Source organism: Pseudomonas sp. B14-6, assembly GCF_013260315.1.
GTDB classification, from domain to species: domain Bacteria; phylum Pseudomonadota; class Gammaproteobacteria; order Pseudomonadales; family Pseudomonadaceae; genus Aquipseudomonas; species Aquipseudomonas mandelii.
In genome coordinates this window covers 260,000-286,560 of the sequence record NZ_CP053929.1, presented here as the reverse complement: position 1 = coordinate 286,560, position 26,561 = coordinate 260,000, and the positions used below count along the sequence as shown (strand labels likewise).

The following is a 26,561-nucleotide window of genomic DNA, read 5'->3' as shown; positions in this document are numbered from 1 at the left end:
CGCCAACGCCTGTTGAGAGCGCATGGCCTGATAGCCCAACGATCAGTGTCACTTAAGGTTGGTTTGGAAGAACGAGGTCAGCTTGGCAAACGGGATAAGATCGACCCGATCATAGAGATCCACGTGGCCCGCACCTGGAATGATGACAAGCTCTTTGAGTTGACCAGCCAGACGATAGGCCTCTTCACTGAACTCACGGGAGTGAGCGTTTTCACCGGCGATAAACAGCATCGGACGTGGCGAGATCGTCTCGATATCGTTGAACGGATAGAAATTCATGAACTTGGTATTGCTGGCCAGCGTCGGGTGAGTGGTCAGTAACGGCGACTGGCCTTTGGGGGTGAACTCACCGCGTGGCGTGCGGTAAAAATCGTAGAACTCACGCTCGATAGCGTTGGACTTGTCCGTCAGCTCATGGACAGTTCCGCTGGTGTACTGGGTTTCGCCCCCGATGAACTCGACATAGCGCTGCGCGGCAGCAGCGGCGATCGCTTGTTTCCTCTGCTCGACAGTGACGGAATGCTTCAGGCCATTTCGATTGGCCGCGCCCATGTCGTACATGCTGACCGTGGCAATGGCCTTCATCCGAGGGTCGATCTTGGCAGCGCTGATGACGAAGCTGCCGCTACCGCAAATGCCCAGGACACCAATCCGGTTCCGATCAATGAACGTCTGTGTGCCAAGGTAATCAACAGCGGCACTGAAGTCCTCAGCATAAATTTCTGACGAGACCGCGTTGCGCGGTTGCCCATCACTTTCGCCCCAGAACGACAGGTCGATGGCAAGGGTCACGAAACCTTGCTCCGCCAGTTTCTGGGCATACAGGCTCGAACTCTGCTCTTTGACCGCGCCCATGGGATGGCCAACGATGATCGCTGCGCTTTTGCCGCCTGGTTTCAAATCTTTAGGAACAAACAGATTCCCTGCAGTTTTCATCTGGTACTGATTGTTGAAGGTCACCTTCTTCATCGTGACCTTCTCACTTTTGTAAAAGTTATCGGCTCCGTTAGACATGTCGGCTCCCAGTGCAGAGAGCGACGCCATCAGAAGGCCGAGCAAGATAACGAGTTTTCTCATGTGCTGCTCCCATCAGTGAATAGGTGCTGATCGACATGGTTGCCGGGCCTGGATCAGCGGATCGTGTGGGCTCTGCCTGTGACCACAGGTGAGGCTTGCCCTATTCTCTGGGAATACGCAGTGCTTGATAATCTAATGAAAGCTTGTTGAAGTTATAAGCCCAGCTAATCAATTGCGATAGGCAGGCTCCGATGCCACGACATAATTTGAACGACCTTCTGGCCTTTGTGACGGTCGCCAGGGAAGGCAGCTTCACCCGAGCGGCCGCCCTCTTGGGTGTCACGCAATCCGCCCTGAGCCAGACTGTTTCCGGGCTTGAAAAGCGCCTGAAAATTCGCCTACTGACGCGTACCACTCGCAGCGTTTCGCCGACGAGCGCGGGGGAACGCCTGATGCAAGCCATTGGTCATCGTTTTGACGAGATCGAGGCTGAACTGGATGCTTTGACCGAACTTCGTGACAAGCCGGCGGGCACGGTGCGCATTACTTGCGGTGATTTTGTCCTGAAGACAATTCTCCTTCCGCGACTCACACCTTTGCTCCTCGAATACCCTGACATCAAGGTTGAGTTTGATATCAACTATGGCTTCCGGGACATCGTTGCAGATCGCTTCGATGCGGGCATCAGATTCGGCGACACCGTCGATAAAGATATGATCGCCGCGCCTATCGGACCTGAAGTACGGATGGCTGCGGTGGCATCGCCTTCGTATTTCGCACGCAACAGCATGCCCAAGAAACCGCAGGATCTGGTGAATCACACATGCATCGACATACGCTATCCAACCCTTGGCGGAGTTGACGCCTGGGAATTCGAAAAGCGTGGTCGAAAGATCAACGTGCGTGTCGTGGGCCAGGTCATTGTGAATACCAGCGCACATGTCCCGGCAGCGGCAGTTAACGGTTTGGGCATCGCATACTTACCGGAGGAAGAATTTGCACCGCACATTGAAGAGGGCCGCTTGGTGCGGGTACTGGAAGACTGGTGCCCTTTATTCCCGGGTTATCACCTGTACTACCCAAGCCGTCGTTTGCCGACTCCAGCCTTCTCGCTCGTTCTGAATGCTCTACGCGGTGAAGCTTTCTATTAACGCGGCGGATGGGATGGGGGTTGTGTTGGATCGAATGCGGTTACCGCCACACTCCCATCAAGATGCCGCTTAAACAATAACCACAAGACACGCAGAAGACGGGTGGGAATGTTGAAGAACTATGGAGTCAACCGGTACTCCCGGTCCACTCCATGAGCCACTTGTTATCAGCCCGCCGCGACAACGGTAATTTCCACCAGCAGGTCCTGCGCAGCCAGACGCGATTCAACGGTGGCACGTGCAGGCGCGTGGCCTTCGGGTGCCCAGGCGTCCCACACCTCGTTCATGCCAGCGAAGTTGGCCTGGATGTCCGACAGCCAGACCTGCGCGGTGAGGATACGAGTTTTGTCCAAGCCGGCCTGGGCCAGGAAATTGTCGATCTTGGCCAGCACCTGAGCGGTCTGGCCCTTGATGTCCTGGGTGCGGTCGGTGGCCGTCTGGCCGCCAAGAAAGGTGAAACCGTTGCATTGAACGACGCGGCTCATGCGTTGGTTGGTTTCGATGCGTTTAATTTCCAGCATGTGAACTCCTCAATGTTTCGCGATGGTTGAAGCAGATTGAAAAGATGAAGGCTGCGCACTGGTAGCCAGTTTGAAACGGTCGATGGCGAACGGCTCCAGTGATATGTCCGAATGCTCGCCAAGAATGAGTTGGGCCAGCCGTTTACCGGTGCCGGGGCCCATCTGAAAGCCGCTGCCGCAAAAACCGAATGAATAACTCAGGTTACTGGCTTTGCGGCTGGAGCCTATCACCGGCAGGTCATCGGCGGTGAAGGCCTCGACACCGGCCCAGACGCGGTTGACGCCCAAGTGTCGCAAATGCGGAAACAAGTCGGTGACCGTGCGTGCGCTGCTGCCCAGACGCTCCATCTCGACTTCGCCATGGCGTGACAGAAAATCCAGCGACCCGATCAGCTTGCCACCGATCACCACCGTACCATTGGCAAACTGTTTGAACGACAGCGCTCTGGTTGTGGCACCCAGCACTGGGACACAGAAAGGTGCGACGCGATGGGTGACCATCAGCATCAGACCTTCCGGATGCACCGGCACCGGCTCGCCAATCTGCGCCGCCAGTCCTCCGGCCCAGGCGCCCGCCGTCACTACCAGGTGTTCCGCGCTGTACATGCCTTGGGGTGTGCTCACCCGCCACTGGTTACCTGTCTGTTCGATCTGTTGCGCCGGGGTATTTTCGTCAATCTGTACGCCGTGTTTTTGCGCGGCCAGGCGAAACGCGGTGACGGTCTTGAAAGGTAACGCGTGACCATCGTCCTTGACCCAGATGCCGCCCGTCACATGCCGTGACACGGTCGGCACTGTGTCGAACACCTGTTGCTGATCGATCAACACTTCATGGCTGAAACCCAACGCCTGAAGTTGCTCGACCCGCAACCGGCATTCCTCCAGATCGGCCAGGCTCTCCGCCAGTTTGAGCTGCCCGCTGGGGACAAAACCGCCGTCGTCGCCCAAGGTATTTTTGAGGTCATGCCACAGATCACGCGACGCCAGCGCCAATGGAATTTCCGCCAGGTGACGGCCCAGGGTACGCACGCCACCGGCATTGACGCCGGAGGCATGGCGCCCGCAATACTCCGCTTCCAGGACGATCACCTTGACGCCGGCTTGCGCCAGGTAAAACGCGGTGCTCAGACCATGGATGCCGCCGCCGATCACCAGCACATCTGCCTGGCGTTTGCTCGACTCACTCACCGGCCAGCTCTCCCAGGGTAATCGGCTTGATCGGCGGACGGATGCGGTAGTAACCCACCTCTGCCGCCGACACGCCGCGGGCCTTGGCGATGACTTCGGTCACGGTCAGGCCGCACATGCGCCCCTGACATGGCCCCATGCCACAGCGACCGAATGACTTGGCCTGATTCGGACCTGCGCAACCCAGGGCGACAAAGCTGCGCAGTTCACCCGCCGTCACTTCTTCGCAGCGGCAGACCATGACCTCATCGGCCGGAATACGGTTTTGTTCTTTTGGCTGATAGAGCGCATCGAGAAAAGGCCTAATCCGCAAGTTGGTCTCAAGTTGCACGCGCAACGAGCGAGCCTTGTCATCACGCTCAGCGGTGCTGAGGGTCTTGAGTTGTGAGGCGATCCCCAACGCCGCCAGTTGCCCCTGCACCGCCGCGGCCTGGGCGCCACCGATACCGGCACCGTCGCCGGCAACGTAGACACCCGGCACATCCAGCTCGCCCCATGGATCGGTGACCGGCCGGAAACACAGCTGATCCAGGTCCCATTCATGTCGGGCGCGCAACGCCTGACTGAACTGGATATTCGGCACCACACCCTGATGCAGCAGCACACAGCGGGTGGCGATGCGCTGCGCCGTGCCGGACACGCTGAATGTCAGTGCCCGCGCCGCCTCCTCGCCTTCGACCGCCAGTTGCTCGGCCCCCGTGTAATGAGCGATCCCGGCGCCGCGCAGACTGCGCATCAAGTCCAGCCCCTTGCGCAAATAAGGCCAGGCGCGCAGAGCGGCAAACAGGTGACGGCGGGCACGCCAGTAATCTTCGGGGCGCGTGGTGTCGACCAAGGCCTTGATCGTCACGCCGGCCCGCAGGTACTGCCAGCCGAGCAAATACAGGAGCGGGCCACAACCGGCCAGGACCACCGGTTCGCTCGGCGCCAGGCCAGAGCTTTTCAGCAGGATCTGCGCCGCACCGGCGCTCATCACCCCGGGCAAGGTCCAACCAGCAATCGGAAACGGCCGTTCCATGGCACCGGTCGCCAGCAACACGGCCCTGGCGTCCAGCGTGTACAGACGACCGTCGCGCAGATAACTGACCTGATGATCCCGGTTCACCTGCCACACCGAGGCACCTTTTTCATAGCGCACATTCGAGGACGCCAAGGCTTGGGCGAGTTGATTGCCGTGAGCATAATCCGGCCCCAGCAGATCCCGGCGGGACAATGGTGCCAGGGTGATGCCCCGATAAATCTGTCCACCCGGACTGCCCTGCTCATCCAGCAACACCACCTGCAAGCCCAGCCCGGCCATCTGCGTCGCGGCCGCCATGCCGGCCGCGCCTGCACCCACCACTACAACATCGACGGTTTCGCGGTTCATGACTGCACCTCCACGGCCTGGACATTCATCGGTTGATAGATCAAATCCCGAGCGCCTTCCTGTGAACGAATGCGCATGCCGTCGGCCACTTCGATCAGGCAACTTTGGCGATTGGGCACGCCGTCGATGTCCACCAGGCACTCGAAGCACACGCCCATCATGCAATACGGTGCACGGGGCGACTCGCTGACCGGCGTGGCGCGAAAGCGGCTGATGCCGGACATCAGCAATGCAGCGGCAACGCTTATGCCGGCGGGCACATTCAGCGGTTGATCGTTGAAGGTCAGGCTCACGGTCCGCGTCGCCCTGACTTCACTGATGATCGGTTGAAACAGCGGATCAGTGCGCATGTGAAAACACCTTGTCAGTTAGAAAGCGATCACCGGTAAACACCTCCAGCTCATCGGGGGGAGCCCCGCCCATGATCCACGGCGCGATGCGCAAGGCATGGGCCGCCGCCAGGGTCACGCCGCTGTGGCAGGTGACCACGAAGGCACCAGGGTGGGCGCTGGATTGCTGGTAGATGGGAAATCCGTCCGGGCTCAGCACCCGCAATGCGCCCCAGGCCCTGACCAACCGCACATCACGCAGCAACGGAAAAGTCGAGACGCCGCGTTTGGCGATGGCCGCCAAGACTTCAGTGGAAGTGCCGTCGTCGAACCCCACTTCCTCCATGGAATCGCCAAGCTGCACCGTGCCTTCGTCGGTCTGTCGGACGTTGAAGGTCGGGTACTCGAGAAATGGCCGGACCCGTTCGCTGATCAACACTTGGCCGCGATTGGGCGTCACCGGTGCATACAGACCCACCTGCCGCGCCAGCGCCGCGTTGCCCAGCCCGGCAGCCAGCACGACCCGTGGCGCGACAAAGCAACGCTGGCCGGCTTTGACACGAAATTCTCCGGGGGCGCAATCGATGCGCTCGACCTGCACGCCGCCATGCAGTCGCGCGCCCTTGGCCTGCGCCGACGTGTGCAGAGCACGCAGCAGTTTCAATGGATTGACGTGGCCGTCCTGCGTCGTGTAACTGGCGCCGATCACTGCGGGCCCGATCAGCGGCAATCGCGCTTTTACTTCGGCGGCGTCCAGCATCTCGAACGGGTAATCGCCCAGCGCATCCTGCAAAGTCTGCAAGCGTGACTGGCGCTCCAGCAGTTCTTCGTCGCTGAAGCACGGGTGAAAACCACCCGGTTGCTTGAGCTGGACGTCGACGCCGCTGTCCGCCATCAGTGCTTGCGCGAACGCCGGCCAGCGATTCGCAGAAGACCGGGTCCAGCGCGCGTAATCCGGCAGGTCATGGCCTTTGCCCTGAACCCAGACCAGACCGAAATTGCCCCGCGAGGCACGAAACGCATCGTCGCCCTGATCGAGGACTACCGTGTCGACACCGCTGCGTGCCAACCCATAGGCCACCGCCGTCCCCACCAGCCCGCCGCCGATCACAATCACGTCCGACTGCACGACGCTGTGTCTGTCCTGGCTCATTTGCCTTCTCCGATGAGTACTCGATCCAGCCCGACCATGCGATCCAGCACCAGCATCAACAACACAGTGCCGACGATCAGCACCGTGGAGACGGCGGTGATCAGTGGATCGATGGTCTGGGAAATCTGGTTGTACATGGCCACCGGCAAGGTGGTGGTACCGGGCGTGGCGACGAATACGGTCATCGTCAGTTCGTCGAAGCTCTGGATGAAGGCCAGCATCCAGCCACCGATGACACCGGTGCGAATCCGTGGCAGGACCACCCGGTAAAAGGCGGTCCAGCGCGGGGCGCCGAGCGACAGGGCAGCCTGTTCGATGTCTCGTTCCAGGCCAATGGTCGAGGCCAATGTCAGGCGCAATGCATAGGGCAGCACCACGATCACGTGGGTAATGCTCAGCGCCCAAAATGATCCGCCAATCTGCGCCATGGAGAAGAACCGCAGGAATGCGATGCCCAGCACCACGGAGGGAATCATCAGCGGCGACAGCAGAAAGCCGGTCAGGGTGCCACGCCCCGGAAACTCGTAACGGCTGATCGCCAGGGCCGCCGGGACGGCCAGCAACGTGGCGACGGTGGCCGACACCAAGCCCAGCTTGAGTGACAGAATGAACGCATCGAGCATTTCCTGGTTCTCCAGCAATGCCCGAAACCAGCGCAACGACAAACCATTGGTGGGCAGTGACAGATAGCCCTTGTCGGTAAATGCCATCGCCATGACCACCACCAGCGGCGCGACGATAAAAGTGATGAACAGCAAATGAAACAGCAGCGAGAAAAATCCGTTCTTGTGCATGGCGGGTTACTCGAAGACTTGCTTGAAGCGACGCTCGGCCAGCTTGCTGCAACCCAGAATGATGATCAGGTTGGCAACCAGCAGGAGCATTGCGATGGCGGCGCCGAGAGGCCAGTTGAGGGTGCCGAGGAATTCGTCGTAGGCCGCCGTCGCCACCACTTTCAGGCGTCGACCACCAATGATCGCGGGGGTAGCGAAAGCTGACGCCGCCAGGGCGAAGACAATGATCGAGCCGGAGAGAATGCCGGGCATGATCTGCGGCAGGATGATGCGGCGGAACACCGTGAGACGCGACGCACCGAGGGACAGTCCGGCCCATTCCACCTGCAGATCCAGGCGCTGCAAGGTGGCCCACACGGCAATCACCATGAACGGCACCAGCACGTGGGTCAGGGCGATGATCACACCGAGCTGGGTGAACAACATCTTCACCGGCTGATCAGTAATTCCCAACGTCTGCAAGGCGTCATTGATCAGGCCGTTGTTGCCCAGCAGGATCGCCCAGCCGAGCGTGCGGACCACCACCGAGATCAGCAGCGGCCCCAGCACCACCAGCAGAAACAACGAACGCCAACGCGGTGCCATGCGCGCAATGATGATAGTTTCCGGCACGCCGAGCAGCACGCAGAGGACCGTGACAGCCAGCGCCATGCCGCCGGTGCGCAGGAAGATTTCGTGGAAATAACCGTCCTTGAACACCTCCAGATAGTTACCGAGGCTGTAGACCGGCAACACGCCTTCGGTGTCGCTGAACAGGTTGAGTGACAACACCGCGGTCAATAGCAGAGGCACCAGCAACAGCGCGATGAAGACCAGCAACGCCGGGCCACTCAGCAACCACGGCGCCACGCCGACGTGTTCGGCATCATACCTGGCCATGGGCGACCTCCCGGTCCAACAGGCGCAGGTCGTCGTCGGACCAGTCCAACCCGACTTCAGTGCTTTCATCGGGCGGTGGCGTGCCCAGGTTGGGCTGGGTCATGTGCACCACACCAAAGTTACTTTCCACCGCAATCAACCACAGGTTGCCGAGGAACACGCGCAAGCGAATGCGTCCGTTCAAACGCCCCCTGCCCGCCTCCGTCAGACGTATTTTTTCCGGACGGATGTAGACATTGACGTCGTTACCCAGCGAGCGATCTTCGTGGGGCACGTGCAACAACGTGTCCTTGACCTGCACATTGCAGCAGCGATCGTTACGGGTTTGCACCGCGCCGGCGAAGGCGTTGGTCTTGCCCAGGAACGCTGAGGCGAACGGTGAATGCGGCCGTTCGTACGCTTCGTACGGCGTATCGATTTGCACGATTCGACCTTTTTGCATCACCGCGATGCGGTCGCTCATGGTCATGGCCTCGACCTGATCGTGGGTCACCAGAATCGTGGTAATGCCCAGGTCACGCTGAATCGCCCGCAACTCAATGTGCATCTCTTCGCGCAGCTTGGCATCGAGGTTGGACATGGGCTCGTCGAGCAGCAACAGGTTAGGTCGAATCGCCAGGGCCCGAGCAATGGCAACCCGTTGCCGTTGCCCGCCGGACAGCGCTTTGGGATAACGCTCACCCAGGCCACCGAGGCGCACCAGACCCAGAGCTTCGTCGATGCGCTGGCTGCGTTCGGCCTTTGGTACGCCGCGCATTTCCAGGCCAAAACTGATGTTTTGCGCCACGGTCATGTGCGGGAACAACGCGTAGCTTTGAAAGACGATGCCCAAGCCCCGCTGCTCGGGACGCACATGGGTAATGTCGCGGCCATCGAGGACGATGCGCCCTTCGGTTGGCTGGACGAAGCCTGCAATGGATTGCAGCGTGGTGGTCTTGCCGCATCCAGAGGGCCCGAGCAACGCGATGAATTCGCCGTGCCGGACTTCCAGGTTCAATCCGTCGATGGCCCTGAAACTGCCATACGTCTTGACGATGCCTTCAAGTGTGAGAAATGCCATTGGCTTGCCACGCAGGCACGGGCCTGCGTCTCCAGAATGATTTCGGGAAGGATCGGAGCAATGAGCGGCTAGCGTTCGACCGTGCGATTCCAGCGCGTCGTCCACTCGCTGCGCTGCGGGTTGATCGTGTCCCAGTCGACTTTGATCAACGCATTGACCTTCTCCGGGCCATAGGGCATGCGTGCGGCAATGTCCGGCTCGAGGGTGACGGTCTGGTTGACCGGGGCGAAACCGTTTTGCCGGGCCTGGATTTTCTGCACTTCAGGTGACAACACGTACTGAATGAATTGCTGCGACAGTTCGGGCTGCGCGTTGGGCGTGATGCCACAAGCGGCGACCTGCAAAGCAATCGCGCCTTCTTTGGGGTAAATAAATTTGAGGGGGAAACCGGTCTCCTGCAGCGCCACCGCACGACCACTGCCATACACCGCCATGACCACGTCACCGTTCTGCATCATCCCGTCCATTTCACCGGGCGCCGATACCCAGGCCAGTACGTTCGGGCCGATTTCATCTTTGAGCGCCTTGAAGCCGGGGTCGATGTCCTTTTCACCCCCGCCGCGCAGACGGGCCATTTCCACCAGGGTGTGCAAGCCGTAGGTGTTGGTGACTGGCGGCATGCCAAGCAATTGCTTGTAGCGTGGGTCGGTCAGGTTTTCCCAGGAATCGGGTGGTGCCCAGCCACGTTTCCTGAACGCCTCTTCGTTGTAACCAATGCCAGTGGCGACCATGCCGACAGCGGTTGCTTCAGGGCTGAGTCGCGCCAGCGGATAGAGGTCTTTGTAGACGGGAGCATCGCTGAGTTTTTCGCACAGGCCCAACTGGAGTGCCTGGTACATCGGCCCATCGTCCATCATCGCCACATTGATCTGCTGACGACCTTTCTGAGCCTGCAGTTTGGCCAGGGTTTCGGTGGAGTTGCCTGCGACGTAAACCACTTTGACGTTGTGCTGTTTCTCGAACGCGGGGATGACTTGAGTCTTGTACATCTGCTCGGTGGAACCGCCGACACCCGCGACATACAGCGTCGGCTCGGCGAATGCGGCGCCACTGCCCAGCCCGACAAGGGCGACAGCGACAGCAGTGGCGATGCGGGTTAGAGGGCGAAACGACGGCGTGATCAAGGTCGAGTTAGGGTTATTCACAGACTATCTCCGAAGTGCGTGGGGCAGATCGAACAATGCGTCAGTCGCTTCGGTGTCAATCGAAGCCATGCACCGTGGTGCATGTCCCGGCGAATACATCACGGGATGGCGCATCTTCATGTGCGCTATGGGTTGCTGGTCTGGAGTATTGCGATGCACTATCCATGTGGTCAAATCACAATATCCGGGTTAGTTATTCATATTTGATATGGATGGTCGGCATGAATCTCAGGCAGATAGAAGCGTTCCGCAGCGTCATGCGATTGGGTTCCATGACCGCCGCGGCGGAAGTGCTGTATACCTCGCAGCCCAATGTCAGTCGGCTGATTGCACAACTGGAACTGAGCACCGGGTTGACCCTGTTCAAACGCGCGGGAGTGCGGCTGATTCCGACTCAGGAGGGTCAGGCGTTCTTTCATGAAGTGGAACGCGCTTATGTCGGCCTCGACAGTCTCAAGCATTCGGCGAAGAACATCCGCAATCTGGGCACCGGACGTTTGCGCGTGGCGGCCGTGCCCTCAACGGGCATGAGCGTGCTTCCCGGGGTGATCAAGCACTTCACCGATTCACGCCCGGAGCTCACGGTGTCGTTGCACGTGAACTCTTCGCCGACGGTGGAGCAATGGGTGAAATCGCAGTTTTGCGACCTCGGCATCGTGGTTCATCCCGGCGACGTCAACAGTCAACAGGTCGAGTTGCTCGCCGAAATAGCGGCCGTGTGCGTGTTGCCGCGCTCACATGTGCTGGCAGAAAGCTCGCAGATCACCTACGAAGACCTCGAAGGGCAAGCATTCATTTCGCTCTGTCATGGCGATGGCACACGCTCATTGGTGGATGGTTTGTTCGAGCAAGCTGGCGTCGAACGGGTGATGGCAGTCGAAGCGCAATACAGCGCGATCAACTGCGAAATGGTTGCGCTCGGCATGGGCATCACCCTCGCCCATCCATTGGTCGCCAAGGATTATCAGCATCGGGATATCGTGATTAGACCGTTCAGACCGGACATCCTATTTCCAACCTACTTGATCTGGCCGACAGCCCAGTCAAGGACGCGACTGGCCGAGGAATTCGCCGATACGCTGAAGACGTATTACAGAGACTCGCTGAACTCTATTTAGAAGTCGATCGCGGGCAATAGGGATAGACCCGGAGTTTTTCAAACAGGATAGATAAGGCTTTTATTTCGACTTTGGACACGGCGTCCGCTCGACATGATTTTGCGTCTGACGCAGCTATCTGCTGAACAGTTCAACAGAGAAACTCTGCTAATACGTGAACGGCAGAGATCGGCCAAAAGCGGACATGCGCCAAGCCCCGACCGCGGTTCACACCGGTGGCCGCCACGCCTCAAATAGCAGCCACCTTACGCATCAAGAATATCCTTCAGTTATTCAAGAATTTGACCACCAGAGGATTCAATTCAGCGGAGCATTCCTCCGGCAACCAGTGCCCGCAATTGGGCAAGACCTGGCCTTGTACATTGGTCGCGTACTCTTTCATCTGATCGACTTGAAATTGCCCCATTCCGCCGTGCCCTCCACCGCCGATTGCCAGCACGGGCATGTTCAGGGAGGTCTTCGACAGCTCGACGTTTTCAGTGACCGATTGGTTAAGCGCTCGGTAGTATTCGAACGACGCGTTCAACGTATGGGGCTTGGCGTATGACGTGGCGTAAAGATCCAGCAGCTCGGGCGTAAAGGCATCCTTGTTGGTCGCGTGTTCTTTGATGAAGTGCGATAGGAACAATTTTTCATGCCCGGTGATCAACTTTTCGGCCAATTGGTGGCCAGCGGCAAAGAAGCTGAAATGCCAGACCAGCGACTCACCCTGTGGTGAGAATGCCGGAAAATCGTAAATGCGCTTGTCGGGAATCGGCGCCTCCATGTACACCAGTTTCCTTATCTGACTTTGGTGGGTGACTGCCATGGGATAGGTGTTCCAGATACCGATGTCATGCGCAACCAAGTCAAACGGTTGGTTCCCGCTTAGCTGTGTCGCGAGGGCGAACAGATATTTCGAGACGTCAGTGCCGGAGTAACTGGTCTTGGGCGGTTCCGACTCGCCCAGGCCCGGTAAATCCACCGCAACTACGGTGTGAGTCTTCGCGAGTTCGGGCATCAAGCTGTGCCACTCATACCAGGCTTGACCAAATCCGTGGACCAGGTAAACCAAAGGCCCGGAACCGCCCTTCACATAGTGGAGCCTAACGCCGTCTATGGTTTTGAATTCACTCTTGAATCCTGCTGGAACAGGAAACTCTGCCGCTTGAGCCAAGCATGGCAAAGCCAGGGTGATTGCGACTGCTGCGAGTGCCAATCTAATGCGCTTTTTCATTTTATTTCTCCATCGAGTTATGGCTGAAAATTACGACTGTGCGCAGGCGTGCTATCCCCCGATCAATGACCGTGGATCGCCTGAGTGGTGTGCCGTTGACCTTGCGGAAAACCATGCGCCCGTGCCCGAAATGCAATGGCCAGGCTGATCAATAGCAACGCCAGCAAGACGCCAGGAAATGCACTCGTTCCCCATTGGCCGAGTAACACGCCACCCAGCAGTCCACCGCCGGCAATAGCGCTGTTCCAGACCACTACGTTCATGGAGAGCGCCACGTCAGAGCCCTTGCCTGCGGCGTCGGCGAGTGCTGTTTGCAGCAGGGTGGCCGCGCCACCAAAGGTCAGCCCCCACATGAAGACACCCACGTAGATGGCTGCGGCGGAGCCTGAGAACACGCCGAGGAAAATCGAAACCGCTGCGAAGGTTGCAAGGCTGGCCAGCACGGTTGTTCGCAGGTGCCGGTCGACCAGTCGGCCCGTGAGCCAGATGCTGGCCAGCGCCGCGACACCAAATGTGAGCAAGACCAAATCGACGTCACTGTTCAGCCCAGCCTTGGAAACGAAAGGCGCGACATAGGTGTAAAGAATGTTGTGAGCCAGCATCCAGGTGAAGACGACAGCCAATACCGAGCGGACGCCTGGGGTGAAAAACACCTGGCGTAACGGCATGCGCTGTGAGGATGATTGGCCTGGGTAATCCGGTACTTTGATCAGCACCCAAACGATCAACACCAGGGTCATGCCAGACATCAATCCAAAGGCCATGCGCCAGCCCATGAATCCACCCAACCAGGTTCCCATCGGCACCCCCAACGACAACGCGATGGGCGTACCCACCATCGCCACCGCCAATGCGCGCCCCTGCAAATAAGGGGCGACCATGCGCCGTGCGTAGCCCGCGATAAGGCTCCAGGCCAGCCCCGCTGAAACCCCGGCGAAAAACCGTGCAATCAGCGTCAGCCAGTAATCGGAAGACAGCGCCGTGAGGGAGTTGAATACCAGAAAGCCGACAATCGTCACCAGCAGCACCGTCCTGCGGCGCCAGCTTTGCGTGGCAATGGTCAGCGGGATTGCTGCCAGCAACGACCCCAACGCATAGACAGTCACCATCTGTCCGGCCAGAGACGCAGAGACACCCAGGCCACTGCCGATTTCGGGTAGCAAACCTGCTGGCAAGGTCTCAGTGACAATGCAAATGAAACCCGTCATCGCCAGTGCAAGCAGGGCCCCAAGCGGAAGCTTTCCGCTCTGTTGCTCATCTTTAGTCATTTGCCACCTCACATATATACCGATCGGTATAATATGGAGGTGTGCCACGATGTAGTCAACGACTTATATATCGATTAGTATTTAAGTGATCTAAAGGAGGTTCACATGGCACAGATGGGACGTCCACGCACCTTTGACCGTGGCGTGGCGATTAATCAGGCAATGCATTTGTTCTGGGAGCACGGCTATGACGCAACATCCCTCAGCCAGCTCAAGGCACATATCGGCGGCGGCATCACCGCACCCAGCTTCTACGCGGCATTCGGCTCAAAGCAGGCGCTATTCAATGAAGTGATGGAACGTTATCTGAACACCCACGGCCGGGTGACCGATAGCCTGTTTGACACCACGCTATCTCCGAGAGAGTCAATCGAACTCACGCTGCGGCGCTCCGCGAAAATGCAGTGTGAGACCGACCACCCGACAGGATGCCTGGTGGCGCTGGGTCTGCTGAGTGCCTGCACGGATGAAAGCAAAGCCATCTCCCAGCCGCTGGCTGACGCGAGATCCTTGAACCGTGAAGGGATGGTGGCGTGTGTCGAACGCGCTATCGCATCCGGGGAGCTGTCACCCACGGTTGTGCCCGAAGCATTGGCGACAGTGTTTGACAGCTTCCTGCTGGGGATTTCGGTACTGGTCCGAGACGGCGTCCCCCTCAAACAGATAGATGACGCGGTGACACAAATCATGACGGTATGGGATGCGTCGTGTATCGGACGTCCGGCGATTGGTTAAGGCAATCCCTAAACGGCAGTAAACAGCGAACCCTGTTCCCAGTAAGCGCATCGGTATAGATAGCTCTTTGGCTGTTGATGAGCTTGTTGTACCTGAAGAATGTCCGCTTTGGGTCCAGAGTGTGAAAAAACGCTTCGTCAAAATTGAAGTTTGCGCGTCGATGTGAAATCCGAAAATTATCGGTTGCTCAGCCGATCTGGATTTTGCTTAGAAACGCGATTTCCGGTCCAACACTGAGATCCAATCGCGCTGAAAAAACGTTTTTACACAGCCAAGAGTACAAGCGCTTGTTCCGGCATTCACCGCCGCAGGACAGGCGCTGCCTCTCCGACGTGACTTGCGCTGCATAACGCGATCGGCCCACAGCAACAGCAGCGCTGACAGGCCCATCAGTGCACCACCGATTGCCTGGTCCAGTCGCGCGCTCATGCCGCCAGCCGTCATCTCCATCCCGTGCAGGTGCGCCATCGGCTGGACAGGCATCGGATACAGCGGCGGACTGAACAGCAGCATCAGCCCCACCAGTAGCTGCGGCAGCGCAACGGCAAGGCTGAACGACCACTGTTTGTACGAAGGGATGTGCGCGCTATGGCAGTAGCGACCCATGACCCGACAGAGCCACAGCCCGCTTACCGCCATACCCCATTTCATCAGCGCATACAGCGTGGCATCGTCCATCAGTCTTTGATGCAGTTGTGGCAGCATCCATACACCACTCATTGCCCCGAAAGCCACGACCACCCACACTCGCAGACCCCGCCTCCCCCCACGAATCTCGCTTGGCTGACTGGCTCCCGAGCGACTGCAAACAACAGAAGTATGGGCGCCAGGTGATGAATCAACGCGCTTTGCAGGCAGTGCAACCACACACTGTGACGCGCAGCCAGGTCCAGCGCTGGCTGCATCCCGAGAAAAAACACCAGCGCGGCTCCGCCCAGCAATACAGGTTGACGGTTCCACCCCTTCGGTCCCCCGCTCACCCAGCAAACAAACACGGCTATCGTCACCCACTCCAGCCAGGCCCAACCCGATAATTCAGACATGACAACACCCTCCGCCCAAGCGCCGGAGCACTTGGGCATTCATCGATTGAGGCCTGATCAGGCGTTGTGTTTGCAGCAACTGGCCGCTTGGCCGTCCTGGACACTGGCGTGGTCCCTGCTCGCCGGTAAATCCATGGCCGGGTTGCCGTTGAAGAAGTTGTTGGGCTTGAGCTTGAAGCCGACGTATTCCACAGGCATCACCGGAAAGTCCTCCGGCTTGCAGATGTGGGTGTGGCCGAAAGTGTGCCAGACCACCAGGTCCTGATTGTCGATCCGGCGATTGTTTTGCGTGTACACCGGCAGTCCGTCACCACGGTGCTGGTTGGGGTAGTCGCCCGAGCCGTAACGCTCGTTCGCGGCGTAAGGCGTTACCCACAAGTGCTTGCTGGCAAACCCGGCGCGGCGGCCGAACGGGCTGTCTGGCTGGGCGAGCATGACCGGGTTGTGCTCTGCCATCAGCTTGTAGCCCGGATGATTGCCGACGGCGTTCCTGACGTTCGGATTGATGATCTTCCAGAAACGCCCGGATTGGCCGTTGGCCTCCCGTGCCGCGTCCAGTTCATGGGTAAACGTGGTAGTGATACTGTCGAAGACGTTACCCCAGGTGTTGCCCTTACCTTGCGGGCGCGATTGAAAATTGGTTTCGGTAACGGAGTTGTGCTCGCCGTCCACCATCATGTGCAAGCGCGCACTGAAGAAATGCTGGTGAGTCGGGCCGTAGAACTCCGGAGTTACCATGCCGCCGCCACTGCCCGGGCGTTGACCCGGTGCCAGCGCAGCGGTCTGGATGATCCCGGTCAGCTTGGCTTCAAGCTCGATGGTACCGTCCTGGTAGAGGTACCAGAAAAAGCCGTAGTCGTAGTTGGCCACGGTGCAGAAGAAGCTGATCACCAGACGCCGGGAACGCCGCATCTCGAACACGCCGGTGCGAAATTCATAGTGCTTCCATAGCGTGCCGTAATCTTCCTCATGCATGCAGATGGCGTTCTTCATCAAAAAGGGTTCGCCCTGGTCGTTCACCGAGGGCACATCGAAGTAGCGAATCGCGCCCAGGCAGTCGCAGCCCAGCTCCAGTTGGTTGGCCAGCCGACCGAGCCCGTACTCGCCACCATCGAAGGCGCATTTCCAGTAATGATTCAGCTCGTTGTCCGAATAGGGCACGCCCATGTCCGTGACACTGGCGCGATACAGGATCGGCCGAACCACCTCGCCGTCCTTGTAGCCCAATTGATGCAGGACCAGCCCTTCACGGGGGGTGAAGCCGACGCGAAACTCCCAATTCTGCCAACTGACCTTCCAGTCGTCGACGGTGAAACTCACGCCTTCGGGCTGGGTGATGTGCAAAGGCTTGAGCCCTTCGCGCGGCGGGCCGAGGGAGGCGGAGTCGTAGTTGATCGTGGCTTTGGGGATCGGCGTCAGGCGGCCGTCATCCAGCAGTTCGATAACCTTTCCGGCATTCAGATCAATGATTGCGACCAGCCCTTCGATCGGGTGGGCGTAGCCATTGTCGGTGAGCTTGTCGCGGTAAAAGGCGACACCGCGCATCAGGCGCTTGCCTCGATAGCGCTCTTCGTCGCCGAAATGGCCGAATGACCACGGATCGATTTGCACATTTTCAATATCGGCATCGGTCAGACCACGGCGTTTGACCGCCGCGCGCCAGGCCGGATCTTTTTGCACGGCCTCCACACACAGGTCGAACTCCTCGATCATGATGGGGGCATGCCCTTGGGTGTCGAGGTCGAGTGGCTGCCAGCTGACAAGTGTCTGGCTATTGAGATCGACCAGCGCCTCGAATGTATGCCCGGTCAACTTATCCAGGACCAGCGCAAATGCGCGCCGGGAAATGGGTTGGCCCGGAACATGGGCCAGCACTTGGTGTTTATCTGGCTCGGCCAGATGCAGATAGGGAAAGCGACACTTATCGCCAAGGTTCTTTTCCCGCTTGAGAATGCTGCTCGCCAGAGCAAGTTCCTGGAGTGACAGTGGATCAAGGGGGTGTGATGCACTCGTCAAGTTTAAATTCACGGTCATGTTTGTACTCTTCCAGTCAAATGGGCTGTTCACTTAAAAAGCGCGCGCACGCTGATCACTGCGGCACTGCGGCACTGCGGTAATGACGACCACATAAAGGCTGCGGCCAACTTGCGCAGGCGCATTAACACAAACTGGCAGAAACGGAGTGGGCGAAGTCCTGGGCGGTGCTACAACGTCCGACAGGCGTTTGCATCAAACACGTTTTGAATGGCCTTTGATCAGGCCGTAGAAGAACAGCACCAGCAGAAGAATTGGCGAGCCATTCACCCATACCGATTCACTTCCGGTCAGCAACCCGTAGTTCGCGCAGATCAGGTAGACCGCTACGCTCAGCCCGCCTAACGCACAGAGCGGGCTGATCAATATTCTGAAATAGCGCCGATCACTGACTTTCTTGAAGTGGGCGATGACCGCCAGCGAAACAAACGCCTGGAGTCCAATCAAACCAATCGTGCCCAGTGCCAGGGTTACCGGAAAAAGAAATACAAACGGGTCATAACCCAATGACGCTGGAACGGCGATGCATATCGCAACCAATACGGTGACGAACAGACTCGCGTTGGCTGGAGATTTGTTTTGCAGATGGGTGTTCGCCAGAACGCTCGGTAGATGTTTGTCCTGGGCCAGTACATGGACGTAGCGAGTGGCGGCGTTATGCAGTGATAACAGGCAAGCAAAGTTGCTGGTACACAACATGATCGAGACAATGGTTGCAACCGTCCCGCCCAGATGACTGGAGAACAAGTTGATCACCAGTTCGCCCTGAGCCGTTGAGGCCTCCTCCTTGATCGTGTCGACACCAATATCGCCCACGACTAACCAGATCACCACAAAGTAGGTGGCGGCGACCAACGCCACGGCTAGACGAGTAGCACCCGGAATGGATTTTTCCGGGCGCCGGGCTTCCATTGCGTAGAGCGCCGCAGACTCGACACCCAGGAACGCCGCCAATGCGATCATCAAACCGACCCCCATTCCAGGGGCTGTTATGGCACTGACCGAAATAGCCTGCAATGGCAGCGCGGCGCTGCCCTTATCCATGAAAATGGACAAGCCCAGGACAAACAGCATGAAGAACTCTGCCAGCACCAGCGGCACCAGCACCTTGGCGGCAAAATCGATGTTGGCCCGGCCCAAATACGCCGTCAGTGCGATAACCAATACCGTCCAGGTTTTCCAGCCCAAATTGATGCCCAGGGACTGCATGGTCAAATCGGTGAAATAACCGGTGACGGTAGCCAGAGAAATCGCTATCGCCAGGTAAGACGCCAACGCCACCCACGCCGCGCCGACGCCCACTCTTGCGCCAAAGACCACCGACAGATATTTGTAAAAAGCACCCGCACCGGGAATCGCGCGAATAAGTTCACCGTAGCCCACCGAGAAACACAGCATCATCAAGCCCGCCACCAGGAACGCGCCCGCGAGCCCAGGCCCGTTGCCGACCATGAAGCCGATAGGTGCCGCACTCACCACCGCCCCTAAAGGCGCTGCGGCTGCGATGACCAACAAGGTGATTTGAAAAATACCCAGATTGCCGCGCAGTGCCACGGAAGTTCGAGGCTCGTTGTGACTCAGTGCGTCAGTAAACTCTGTCATGACAGATGCTCCACGCTATTTATTGTTATGGATCAAATGGAACGGATCGGATGAAAGAGCGTCCTTGCCAAGTGTTGAATGCCGATCAAATACCGACGCTGACGGTTTCGGTAATGCTGCTGGCACCGTCGATCACAATTTGCGCGCCATTGATGTAACTGGACTCCTCGGACGCCAGGAATGCCGACAACTCACCGATTTCATCCGGCCTGGCCAGGCGTTTCATGGGAATCGCCTTGGCCAATTCGACCAGCACCGACTCGGGATCATCCGGGTTGACCTGGCGTGCGACCTGATCGGCCATCGGCGTCAGCACAAAACCCGGGCAGATGGCATTCACTCGAATGTTGTAGGGCGCCATTTCGACCGCCAGCGCTTTGGTGAAACCGATCAGGGCCGACTTCGACAGCGCGTAGGCCACTTCACCGGGGTCTGCGGTCATGTCGCCGGTGATGGAGGACATGACCACCACGGCACCGCCGCCGGATTCGATCATGTGCGGGAGAACCGCGCGGGCGGTATGCCAGGCGCCCTTGATATTGACGTTGATGTGCAGGTCGAGCTCGGCGTCGCTGGAATCGAGAAACCTGGCGAAACGGCACACACCGGCATTGCAGACCAGTGCGTTCAACTTGCCGAAGCGCTGCATGCCCTTGTCGGCAATCAGCCGCATGGCTTGCGGATCGGTGACATCACAGACCTGGGCAAGCACTTCCACGCCATATTGCTTTTGAATATCCGCGGCAACTTCGTGAACTGACTCATCCAGATCAACCAGGATCAAGTTAGCGCCATATTTTGCATAAACAGTGGCATGTGACTTACCCATGCCTTTTGAGGCGCCCGTAATCAAGGCTACCCTTCCAGTTAACTTGCTCATGGTTCTCTCCAGTTTTTTGGGCAAACGAAACCCTTCACACGCCCGGGCAATATGTCCGGGCCTGTTGTTTACAACTGATGTGTTATATGACTGGCGTTGAACGATAGACTTTCAGCGTTTCCGAAGGTCGTTCGCCAAACAGATGTTTGTAGTAGACGCTGAACATGCCCATGTGCCAGAAGCCCCACTTGGACGCGACGTCACTGACCAGGGTCGACTTATCGCTGGCGATAAGGTCTGCCCGGACGCCGTTCAGGCGTACATAACGCAGATACGTCACCGGGCTGATACCCAGGACTTTGTTGAATGCGTAATGCAGCGAACGATGGCTGGTGCGCAGGCCTTCACACAAATCGGTCACCGTTAACGCTTCACTTTTTCTTGAAAGAATATAATCACGCGCACTGTCGACAACATGACGGTGAATGAATTGCTCTGCATAGGCTTTCTTCGACAGCGGCAAGTCCGCGGTCATGCTCAACAGCAGGTGCATGATATCGAACGTCAGTTGTTTCCTAGCGGAGGCGGACTGAAGAATAAGCGGGTTGGCCTCGACAGCACGGAAGAAACTATCGAAGCCAAGTCTGAACGCGGCGCACTTCTGTGGTGCCAGTACACTGACTTCTTTGGTTCTACTGATGATACTTCTGTCTTCGAATTCATCATTCAAAGCATACTGGCTGAACGCCTCGACATCTACGGAGGCGCCGTAGATATCCGAGTAGCCAGGGGTCTTGAACTTAAGTTCGGAGTCCGGACGAAGAAAGAACACCGAATCAATGCAATCAAGCTCTTTTCCACACCAAAAACCCCGGCCGCGCAGGGCAACCGGAATGCCCAAGGCAAACTTGCCCGGCAAGGTCTGCCCATGCTGATCAACCGACTGATTGATCACTTCGCGAAAGATCTGCACCACTCCGACGGAAATTTCGCTGACCGAGCCGGCAAACGGCCCTGGGCTGATCTGCAAGTATTCCTGCTGCCATTCCGGTAACGATTTCGCCAATACATTCGCATCGGTGACGGAAATACACTGCAAGCCTGCTTTGGCAGCCGAAAGTGGGATGCCACCGGGGTGGCTTGCCACTTGATGAGATTTTTGCTGGATCAATTGCGATCTCATGCCATATCTCCTGGGCGCGTTCTGTTCTTTTTATCATTCGAAGTGCGCTGTTCAGCGCCTGTCGAGCCTGTGCCCCGCGTCCTTCGCTCAATGGCTACGGTTTCAATCTACACCATACTCGGCGGGCCTGCGGACGGGGGCCCGAGATTGCGCATTTATTTGATAGCTGGTCGCCGAGGGCCGCGGATTTACCGCGCGTGGCATCAAAATCACTCGCCAGTCGGGATTTATCTCACGCTCAGGACATGTGCATACGGTTATCGACCAGTGACGCATTACACTGCGGCAGAACTCACCCCTCTGGAGAGCACGCGACATGAACCAACTTTTAGCCATTCGTGTGTTTGCCCGAGTCGTTGAAGCCGGCTCATTTGTAAAGGCCGCGGACTCTATGGATATGCCCAAGGCGACTGTCAGCAAGCTGATCCAGGACCTGGAAAGTTTTCTGCGAGTACGCTTGCTCCAGCGTACAACGCGAAGTGTGACGGTCACCGTAGACGGGGCGAAATACTACGAACTGACCGCAAGGGTCATCCTGGATCTGGAGGAGATCAATGCCGGCTTTCAAGGCGAGCAGTGCAATCCTCGCGGCAAAATCCATGTCAATGTCGGCGGTTCCGTGGCGACCGCGCTGATCATTCCCGCCCTGCCTGAGTTCTATGCACGGTTTCCCGACATCAAGATCGACCTGGGCGTGAGCGATCGGACTGTCGACCTGATCAGCGACAACGTCGACTGTGTCATTCGCGGCGGTCCCATCGCGCAGCAGTCGCTGGCGGCAAGGCTCTTGGGCAAGGCCTCCTGTACCACCTGCGCAAGCCCTGCGTATCTGCAACGTTTCGGTGAACCCAATCATCCACGGGAGCTGGAAAATGCACATCGCATTGTCAGCTATCACTCGGCTGGAACCAATCGACTGGTCCCGGCAGCCTTTCAGCGCGGCGACGAGAAAGTCGAAGTGATCGGTAACAGCGTGTTGAGCGTCAATGAAAGCAACGCACACATTGCTGCCGGGTTAGCGGGTCTGGGCGTAATCCATACGTTCACGTATGCCGTGCAACACTACATCGAGAGCGGGGCATTGGTCCCCATCCTTCAGGACTGGCGTCCAGCCCCTACCCCTTCCATGTGGCTTACCCACCCAACCGACATCTCAGCAATCGGGTTCGTGTGTTCATCGATTGGCTGGTTGAACATTTTTCCACATTGAAGTGAAGCACCCACACAGGGTGTGTTTGACTCATGCCTTCGCCATCAGATTTGCGCAGCACCACCGTCAACGAACAGTTCGATGCCGTTGATAAAACTGCTGTCATCCGACGCCAGGAACAACACAGCCTTGGCAACCTCTCCTGGATCACCCATACGCCCCATCGGAACCAGGCTGGCCAGATGAGCGTACAGGCCATCGAGCTGTTCGGCTGGCACCATACCTGCCACACCTGCCACACCTGGCGTGGTGACCGGGCCAGGACTGATGGCGTTCACACGAATGTTGCGCGGCTTTAGATCCAGCAACCAGGAGCGGGCAAAGTTACGCACAGCAGCCTTGCTCGCACTGTAGACGCTGAAGTTTTCGGTGCCTTTGGTGGCGGTGGTGGACGCATTCAGGATCACCGAACCGCCATTTCTCAGGAGCGGCAGCGCCTTCTGCACGGTGAACAGCAGGCCTTTCACGTTGATGCCGAAAATGTGCTCGAAATGCTCTTCAGTGATCTCGCCCAGCGGCGCCATATCGCCAACGCCCGCGTTGGCAAACACAATATCGAGATGCCCGGCTTGTGCCGCGATCAGCGAGAACACATGGTCCAGATCAGTCAGGTTGGCCACGTCGCCCTTGATCCCGACCGCCTTATCGCCGATCAGCGCGACCGCCGCATCCAGTTCAGCCTGACGGCGCCCGGTGATGAACACCGTTGCGCCCTGTGCGGCAAACTCCTGGGCCGAAGCCAGACCAATGCCGGTGGAGCCGCCGGTGACCAATGCAACTTTACCTGCCAATTTATTGCTCAACGTTGAATCTCCGATTGAGGTCGTAGTGGGGTTTTCAGCTCGGCTTTTCAAACCGGCGAATTCACTCTAAGCCGTCGGATTACTTAGAGAAACGGGCTAAATCCAATTTGTGTATCCATGTCTATGGATAATGAAAATCCGCGAAATGATGAGTGAAAACGGCCGGTAGAAAGTGCTGGCGCGCATCACTCCCCCCACGCCGGCAGCGTTTTCCTCCAAAGGCTTCCCCCAGCTTTCTACCTTCCTCGGCTGCGGCTGACACAAAAACATACGGCATGCATACACCTTGACATACGTGACGTATGCAAAATAACATGAATACATACGCCGCGTATGAACTACCAGAAGCAACGGACAGACACATCTCCGTCAGCCGAAGACAACCCCTACAACGCCCACGCAATCAGGAGTTTTTATGATCGACCGCCTCGCCGGATACCAGTCGCCGTCCATGATCACCGACACGGCCACCCGGGAATCTCTCAATGCGTTTATTACGAAGGTTCTGCAGGGGTTTTCCACCCCAGGCTCGGACGTCGCCAAGTACTTCGCCGATCCTGACGTCGCGATCGCCGGTTCCGGCCTGGACGAGAACTTCATGGGAGCCGAGGCAGTACAGAATGGAGTGACCTGGGTGACCACCTTGAACATCCGCTGGGAACCACGGCTCGTGGTGTCCTGGATGCGCGGAGACATTGCCTGGGCACAAATCCGCATCGACGGTCACACGATTGAGAACGAAGAGCCAACGGTCGTCCAATATGTTGCGACCGGGATCTTCCAGCGCAAGGGTGACGGTTGGACGTGGCTGTATTGGGGTGGCAGTGAACCGCAGAAAGATGCCCGGCTGTAGTCAGCCAGCCGCTGTTCATCAACCTGTCATCAGGATTGCACCGGAGGCCAGAAATGCCATTTTTCAGAACGTATGCCTTTCATCTTGACGGTGCTTCTATCGAGAAGTGCCGACCCGCCGATTTTCTTGCCTGCGATACCTTGATACAAGAGGACACCGACGCGGGTGACGCTACGGAATCCAATGAACTCCGCGAACTACCGACATCCGCTGCGCGCCCACGACAAGGTTCCCCTGTGGCGTCACCTGATTGCTGCTGAACGTTAGCGGGATGTTCCGGACACTCGGTGGAAACCTGTAGACCGGGCCGGTATGTCCCCGGCCCTCCTCCGTTGTCATACGGGAGTGGGCCGATCCCGTCTATGTGCAACATACGATCCACGCAGGTGTTTCCAAGGGGGCGCTCTTGTCAGAATGCCTTGGCCCAGTCGCGCAACAAATACTTCTGAATCTTGCCCGTCGAGGTTTTCGGCAGCTCGCCGAAGACCACTGTTTTGGGCAGTTTGAATCCCGCCAGATGCTCACGGCAGAACTGAATGACGTCGGCCTCTCGTGTGTCCTCATGCCCGACTTTGAGCGTGATAAACGCGCAGGGTGTTTCGCCCCATTTGTTATCCGGGCGCGCAACCACTGCCGCTTCCAGGACCGCCGGGTGGCGATAGAGGACGCCTTCGACTTCGATGGTGGAAATGTTCTCGCCACCCGAAATGATGATGTCCTTGAGGCGATCCTTGATTTCGATATAGCCGTCCGGGTGACGAACCGCCAGGTCGCCGGTATGGAACCAGCCGCCCTTGAAGGCTTCGGCCGTGGCTTCGGCGTTTTTCAGATAGCCCTTCATCACCGTATTACCGCGCATGAAAATCTCACCCATGCTGGTGCCGTCGCAAGGCACGGGTTCCAGGGTTTGCGGGTCAGCGACCATCAGCCCTTCGAGGGTCGGGTAGCGTACGCCCTGGCGCGACTTGATCTTCGCACGCTCATCCAGTGGCTGCTGATCCCATTGCTCATGCCAGGCGCACACGGTCACCGGACCGTAGACTTCGGTGAGCCCGTAAACGTGGGTAATCTTGATGCCCATGGCCTCCACCGCGCCAATGACCTTGGCCGGTGGCGCCGCGCCCGCCACCATGGCATTGACTGGATGATCGATGGCGGTCTTGGCCGAGTCCGGCAGGTTGACCAGCGCATTGAGGACGATGGGCGCACCGCACAAATGGCTGACCCTATGTTCGTGAATCAGTGTGAGGATTTTCTGCGGGTCGACCCGGCGCAGGAACACATGAATCCCGGCCAACGCGGTGACGGTCCACGGATAGCACCAGCCATTGCAGTGGAACATCGGCAACGTCCAGAGATACACCGGGTGATTGCCCATCGCCCAGGTCATCTGATTGCCCAGGGAATTGAGGTAGGCGCCGCGGTGGTGATAAATCACGCCCTTGGGGTTACCGGTGGTGCCGGAGGTGTAGTTGAGGGAGATGGCTTGCCACTCGTCCTCGGGCCATTGCCAGGCAAACTGCGGATCGCCCTCAGCGAGGAACGCTTCGTAGTCCAGCGCGCTGACGGCACTGCCTTCGCCGTACTCCGGATCGTTCACATCCACCACCAGCGGCGGATTGGAGAGCCCGCTCAAGGCCTCACGGATGACCTCGTGGAACTCACGGTCGGTGATCAACACCTTGGCCTCGCCGTGCTCCAGCATGAAGGCAATGGCCTGGGCATCCAGGCGTATGTTCAGGGTATTGAGAACCGCGCCGATCATCGGCACACCGAAGTGCGCTTCGAGCATCGCCGGGATGTTGGGCAGCATGACCGCCACCGTATCCCCCTTGCCGATGCCCCGCCCGCTGAGCGCACTGGCCAGGCGCCTGCAGCGTTCATAGGTTTGTTGCCAGTTGCGCCGCACAGCGCCGTGGATCACCGCCGGATACTGACCGTAGACAGAGGCCGTCCGCTCGATGAAGCTCAGCGGCGAGAGGGCAATATGGTTGACTGACGAGGGCATCAGGCCCGTTTCGAAAATAGACATGACGTTTTCCTGTGGGGAAGTCGCCAGCCGTGTAGCGA

The 26,561-nt window shown here is 58.2% G+C and carries 24 protein-coding genes; 5 read left to right on the top strand and 19 right to left on the bottom strand.

Going from position 1 to position 26,561, the window contains the following annotated elements:
- Window positions 1-48: 48 nt before the first annotated feature.
- Window positions 49-1,077 carry an alpha/beta hydrolase gene (locus HP062_RS01250; RefSeq protein WP_172790646.1) on the bottom strand — a complete coding sequence of 343 codons (1,029 nt, stop codon included), beginning with the start codon at window positions 1,075-1,077 and terminating at the stop codon, window positions 49-51.
- 191 nt (window positions 1,078-1,268) lie between these two features.
- Here HP062_RS01250 and HP062_RS01245 point away from each other — a divergent pair, with 191 nt between their 5' ends.
- Window positions 1,269-2,168, top strand: coding sequence for a LysR family transcriptional regulator (locus HP062_RS01245; protein ID WP_010459000.1), 900 nt, complete (start codon window positions 1,269-1,271; stop codon window positions 2,166-2,168).
- Between the two features lie 167 nt (window positions 2,169-2,335).
- Here HP062_RS01245 and HP062_RS01240 read toward each other — a convergent pair whose 3' ends face one another.
- From HP062_RS01240 to HP062_RS01200, 9 genes are all read right to left on the bottom strand, one after another.
- Complete coding sequence (locus HP062_RS01240; RefSeq protein WP_172790645.1) at window positions 2,336-2,689, bottom strand: RidA family protein; 354 nt, start codon at window positions 2,687-2,689, stop codon at window positions 2,336-2,338.
- 9 nt (window positions 2,690-2,698) lie between these two features.
- Window positions 2,699-3,877 (bottom strand): FAD-binding oxidoreductase, encoded by a 1,179-nt coding sequence (locus tag HP062_RS01235; RefSeq protein WP_172790644.1) that lies wholly within the window; start codon window positions 3,875-3,877, stop codon window positions 2,699-2,701.
- Window positions 3,870-5,246, bottom strand: coding sequence for an NAD(P)/FAD-dependent oxidoreductase (locus HP062_RS01230; protein WP_172790643.1), 1,377 nt, complete (start codon window positions 5,244-5,246; stop codon window positions 3,870-3,872). Before HP062_RS01230 ends, HP062_RS01235 begins: the two co-directional genes overlap by 8 nt.
- Window positions 5,243-5,596: a (2Fe-2S)-binding protein gene (locus tag HP062_RS01225; protein WP_172790642.1), complete on the bottom strand. Its 354-nt coding sequence runs from the start codon at window positions 5,594-5,596 to the stop codon at window positions 5,243-5,245. Before HP062_RS01225 ends, HP062_RS01230 begins: the two co-directional genes overlap by 4 nt.
- On the bottom strand, window positions 5,586-6,728 hold the full coding sequence (locus tag HP062_RS01220) for an FAD-binding oxidoreductase (RefSeq protein WP_172790641.1): 1,143 nt from the start codon (window positions 6,726-6,728) through the stop codon (window positions 5,586-5,588). Before HP062_RS01220 ends, HP062_RS01225 begins: the two co-directional genes overlap by 11 nt.
- Complete coding sequence (locus HP062_RS01215) at window positions 6,725-7,522, bottom strand: ABC transporter permease (RefSeq protein ID WP_172790640.1); 798 nt, start codon at window positions 7,520-7,522, stop codon at window positions 6,725-6,727. The genes HP062_RS01220 and HP062_RS01215 overlap by 4 nt, the downstream gene beginning before the upstream one ends.
- Window positions 7,523-7,528: 6 nt before the next feature.
- Entirely contained in the window at window positions 7,529-8,401 is an 873-nt protein-coding gene (locus HP062_RS01210; protein WP_172790639.1) for an ABC transporter permease, read from the bottom strand.
- Complete coding sequence (locus HP062_RS01205) at window positions 8,388-9,461, bottom strand: ABC transporter ATP-binding protein (RefSeq protein ID WP_172790638.1); 1,074 nt, start codon at window positions 9,459-9,461, stop codon at window positions 8,388-8,390. The genes HP062_RS01210 and HP062_RS01205 overlap by 14 nt, the downstream gene beginning before the upstream one ends.
- A gap of 68 nt (window positions 9,462-9,529) precedes the next feature.
- Window positions 9,530-10,606: an ABC transporter substrate-binding protein gene (locus HP062_RS01200; protein ID WP_172790637.1), complete on the bottom strand. Its 1,077-nt coding sequence runs from the start codon at window positions 10,604-10,606 to the stop codon at window positions 9,530-9,532.
- 221 nt (window positions 10,607-10,827) lie between these two features.
- Between HP062_RS01200 and HP062_RS01195 the strand changes: the two genes are divergently transcribed.
- Window positions 10,828-11,724 carry a LysR substrate-binding domain-containing protein gene (locus HP062_RS01195; protein ID WP_172790636.1) on the top strand — a complete coding sequence of 299 codons (897 nt, stop codon included), beginning with the start codon at window positions 10,828-10,830 and terminating at the stop codon, window positions 11,722-11,724.
- 265 nt (window positions 11,725-11,989) lie between these two features.
- Here HP062_RS01195 and HP062_RS01190 read toward each other — a convergent pair whose 3' ends face one another.
- Both HP062_RS01190 and HP062_RS01185 read right to left on the bottom strand, forming a co-directional pair.
- A complete protein-coding gene (locus HP062_RS01190; RefSeq protein WP_172790635.1) occupies window positions 11,990-12,940 on the bottom strand; it encodes an alpha/beta fold hydrolase in 951 nt (316 codons plus the stop codon).
- 62 nt (window positions 12,941-13,002) lie between these two features.
- Window positions 13,003-14,208, bottom strand: coding sequence for an MFS transporter (locus HP062_RS01185; protein ID WP_172790634.1), 1,206 nt, complete (start codon window positions 14,206-14,208; stop codon window positions 13,003-13,005).
- A gap of 105 nt (window positions 14,209-14,313) precedes the next feature.
- Between HP062_RS01185 and HP062_RS01180 the strand changes: the two genes are divergently transcribed.
- Window positions 14,314-14,943, top strand: coding sequence for a TetR/AcrR family transcriptional regulator (locus HP062_RS01180; protein WP_172790633.1), 630 nt, complete (start codon window positions 14,314-14,316; stop codon window positions 14,941-14,943).
- Between the two features lie 207 nt (window positions 14,944-15,150).
- Here the strand turns inward: HP062_RS01180 and HP062_RS01175 are convergent, their stop codons facing one another.
- From HP062_RS01175 to HP062_RS01155, 5 genes are all read right to left on the bottom strand, one after another.
- Window positions 15,151-15,648, bottom strand: coding sequence for a hypothetical protein (locus tag HP062_RS01175; RefSeq protein WP_172790632.1), 498 nt, complete (start codon window positions 15,646-15,648; stop codon window positions 15,151-15,153).
- A 395-nt stretch (window positions 15,649-16,043) separates the two neighbouring features.
- Window positions 16,044-18,020: a primary-amine oxidase gene (locus tag HP062_RS01170; RefSeq protein ID WP_172790631.1), complete on the bottom strand. Its 1,977-nt coding sequence runs from the start codon at window positions 18,018-18,020 to the stop codon at window positions 16,044-16,046.
- A gap of 195 nt (window positions 18,021-18,215) precedes the next feature.
- Window positions 18,216-19,574, bottom strand: a complete 1,359-nt coding sequence (locus HP062_RS01165) for an APC family permease (RefSeq protein ID WP_256666061.1) — start codon at window positions 19,572-19,574, stop codon at window positions 18,216-18,218.
- 133 nt (window positions 19,575-19,707) lie between these two features.
- Window positions 19,708-20,502 carry an SDR family oxidoreductase UcpA gene (gene ucpA / locus HP062_RS01160; RefSeq protein ID WP_172790629.1) on the bottom strand — a complete coding sequence of 265 codons (795 nt, stop codon included), beginning with the start codon at window positions 20,500-20,502 and terminating at the stop codon, window positions 19,708-19,710.
- An 82-nt stretch (window positions 20,503-20,584) separates the two neighbouring features.
- Complete coding sequence (locus HP062_RS01155) at window positions 20,585-21,625, bottom strand: helix-turn-helix domain-containing protein (RefSeq protein WP_172790628.1); 1,041 nt, start codon at window positions 21,623-21,625, stop codon at window positions 20,585-20,587.
- A 316-nt stretch (window positions 21,626-21,941) separates the two neighbouring features.
- Here HP062_RS01155 and HP062_RS01150 point away from each other — a divergent pair, with 316 nt between their 5' ends.
- Window positions 21,942-22,835 (top strand): LysR family transcriptional regulator, encoded by an 894-nt coding sequence (locus HP062_RS01150; protein ID WP_306163354.1) that lies wholly within the window; start codon window positions 21,942-21,944, stop codon window positions 22,833-22,835.
- A gap of 44 nt (window positions 22,836-22,879) precedes the next feature.
- On the opposite strand, the gene HP062_RS01145 is transcribed toward HP062_RS01150, so the two are convergent.
- Window positions 22,880-23,638 (bottom strand): SDR family oxidoreductase, encoded by a 759-nt coding sequence (locus tag HP062_RS01145; RefSeq protein ID WP_172790627.1) that lies wholly within the window; start codon window positions 23,636-23,638, stop codon window positions 22,880-22,882.
- 415 nt (window positions 23,639-24,053) lie between these two features.
- Here HP062_RS01145 and HP062_RS01140 point away from each other — a divergent pair, with 415 nt between their 5' ends.
- Window positions 24,054-24,491, top strand: coding sequence for a nuclear transport factor 2 family protein (locus HP062_RS01140; protein ID WP_172790626.1), 438 nt, complete (start codon window positions 24,054-24,056; stop codon window positions 24,489-24,491).
- A 409-nt stretch (window positions 24,492-24,900) separates the two neighbouring features.
- On the opposite strand, the gene HP062_RS01135 is transcribed toward HP062_RS01140, so the two are convergent.
- Window positions 24,901-26,523: an acyl-CoA synthetase gene (locus HP062_RS01135; protein WP_172790625.1), complete on the bottom strand. Its 1,623-nt coding sequence runs from the start codon at window positions 26,521-26,523 to the stop codon at window positions 24,901-24,903.
- Window positions 26,524-26,561: the final 38 nt, after the last annotated feature.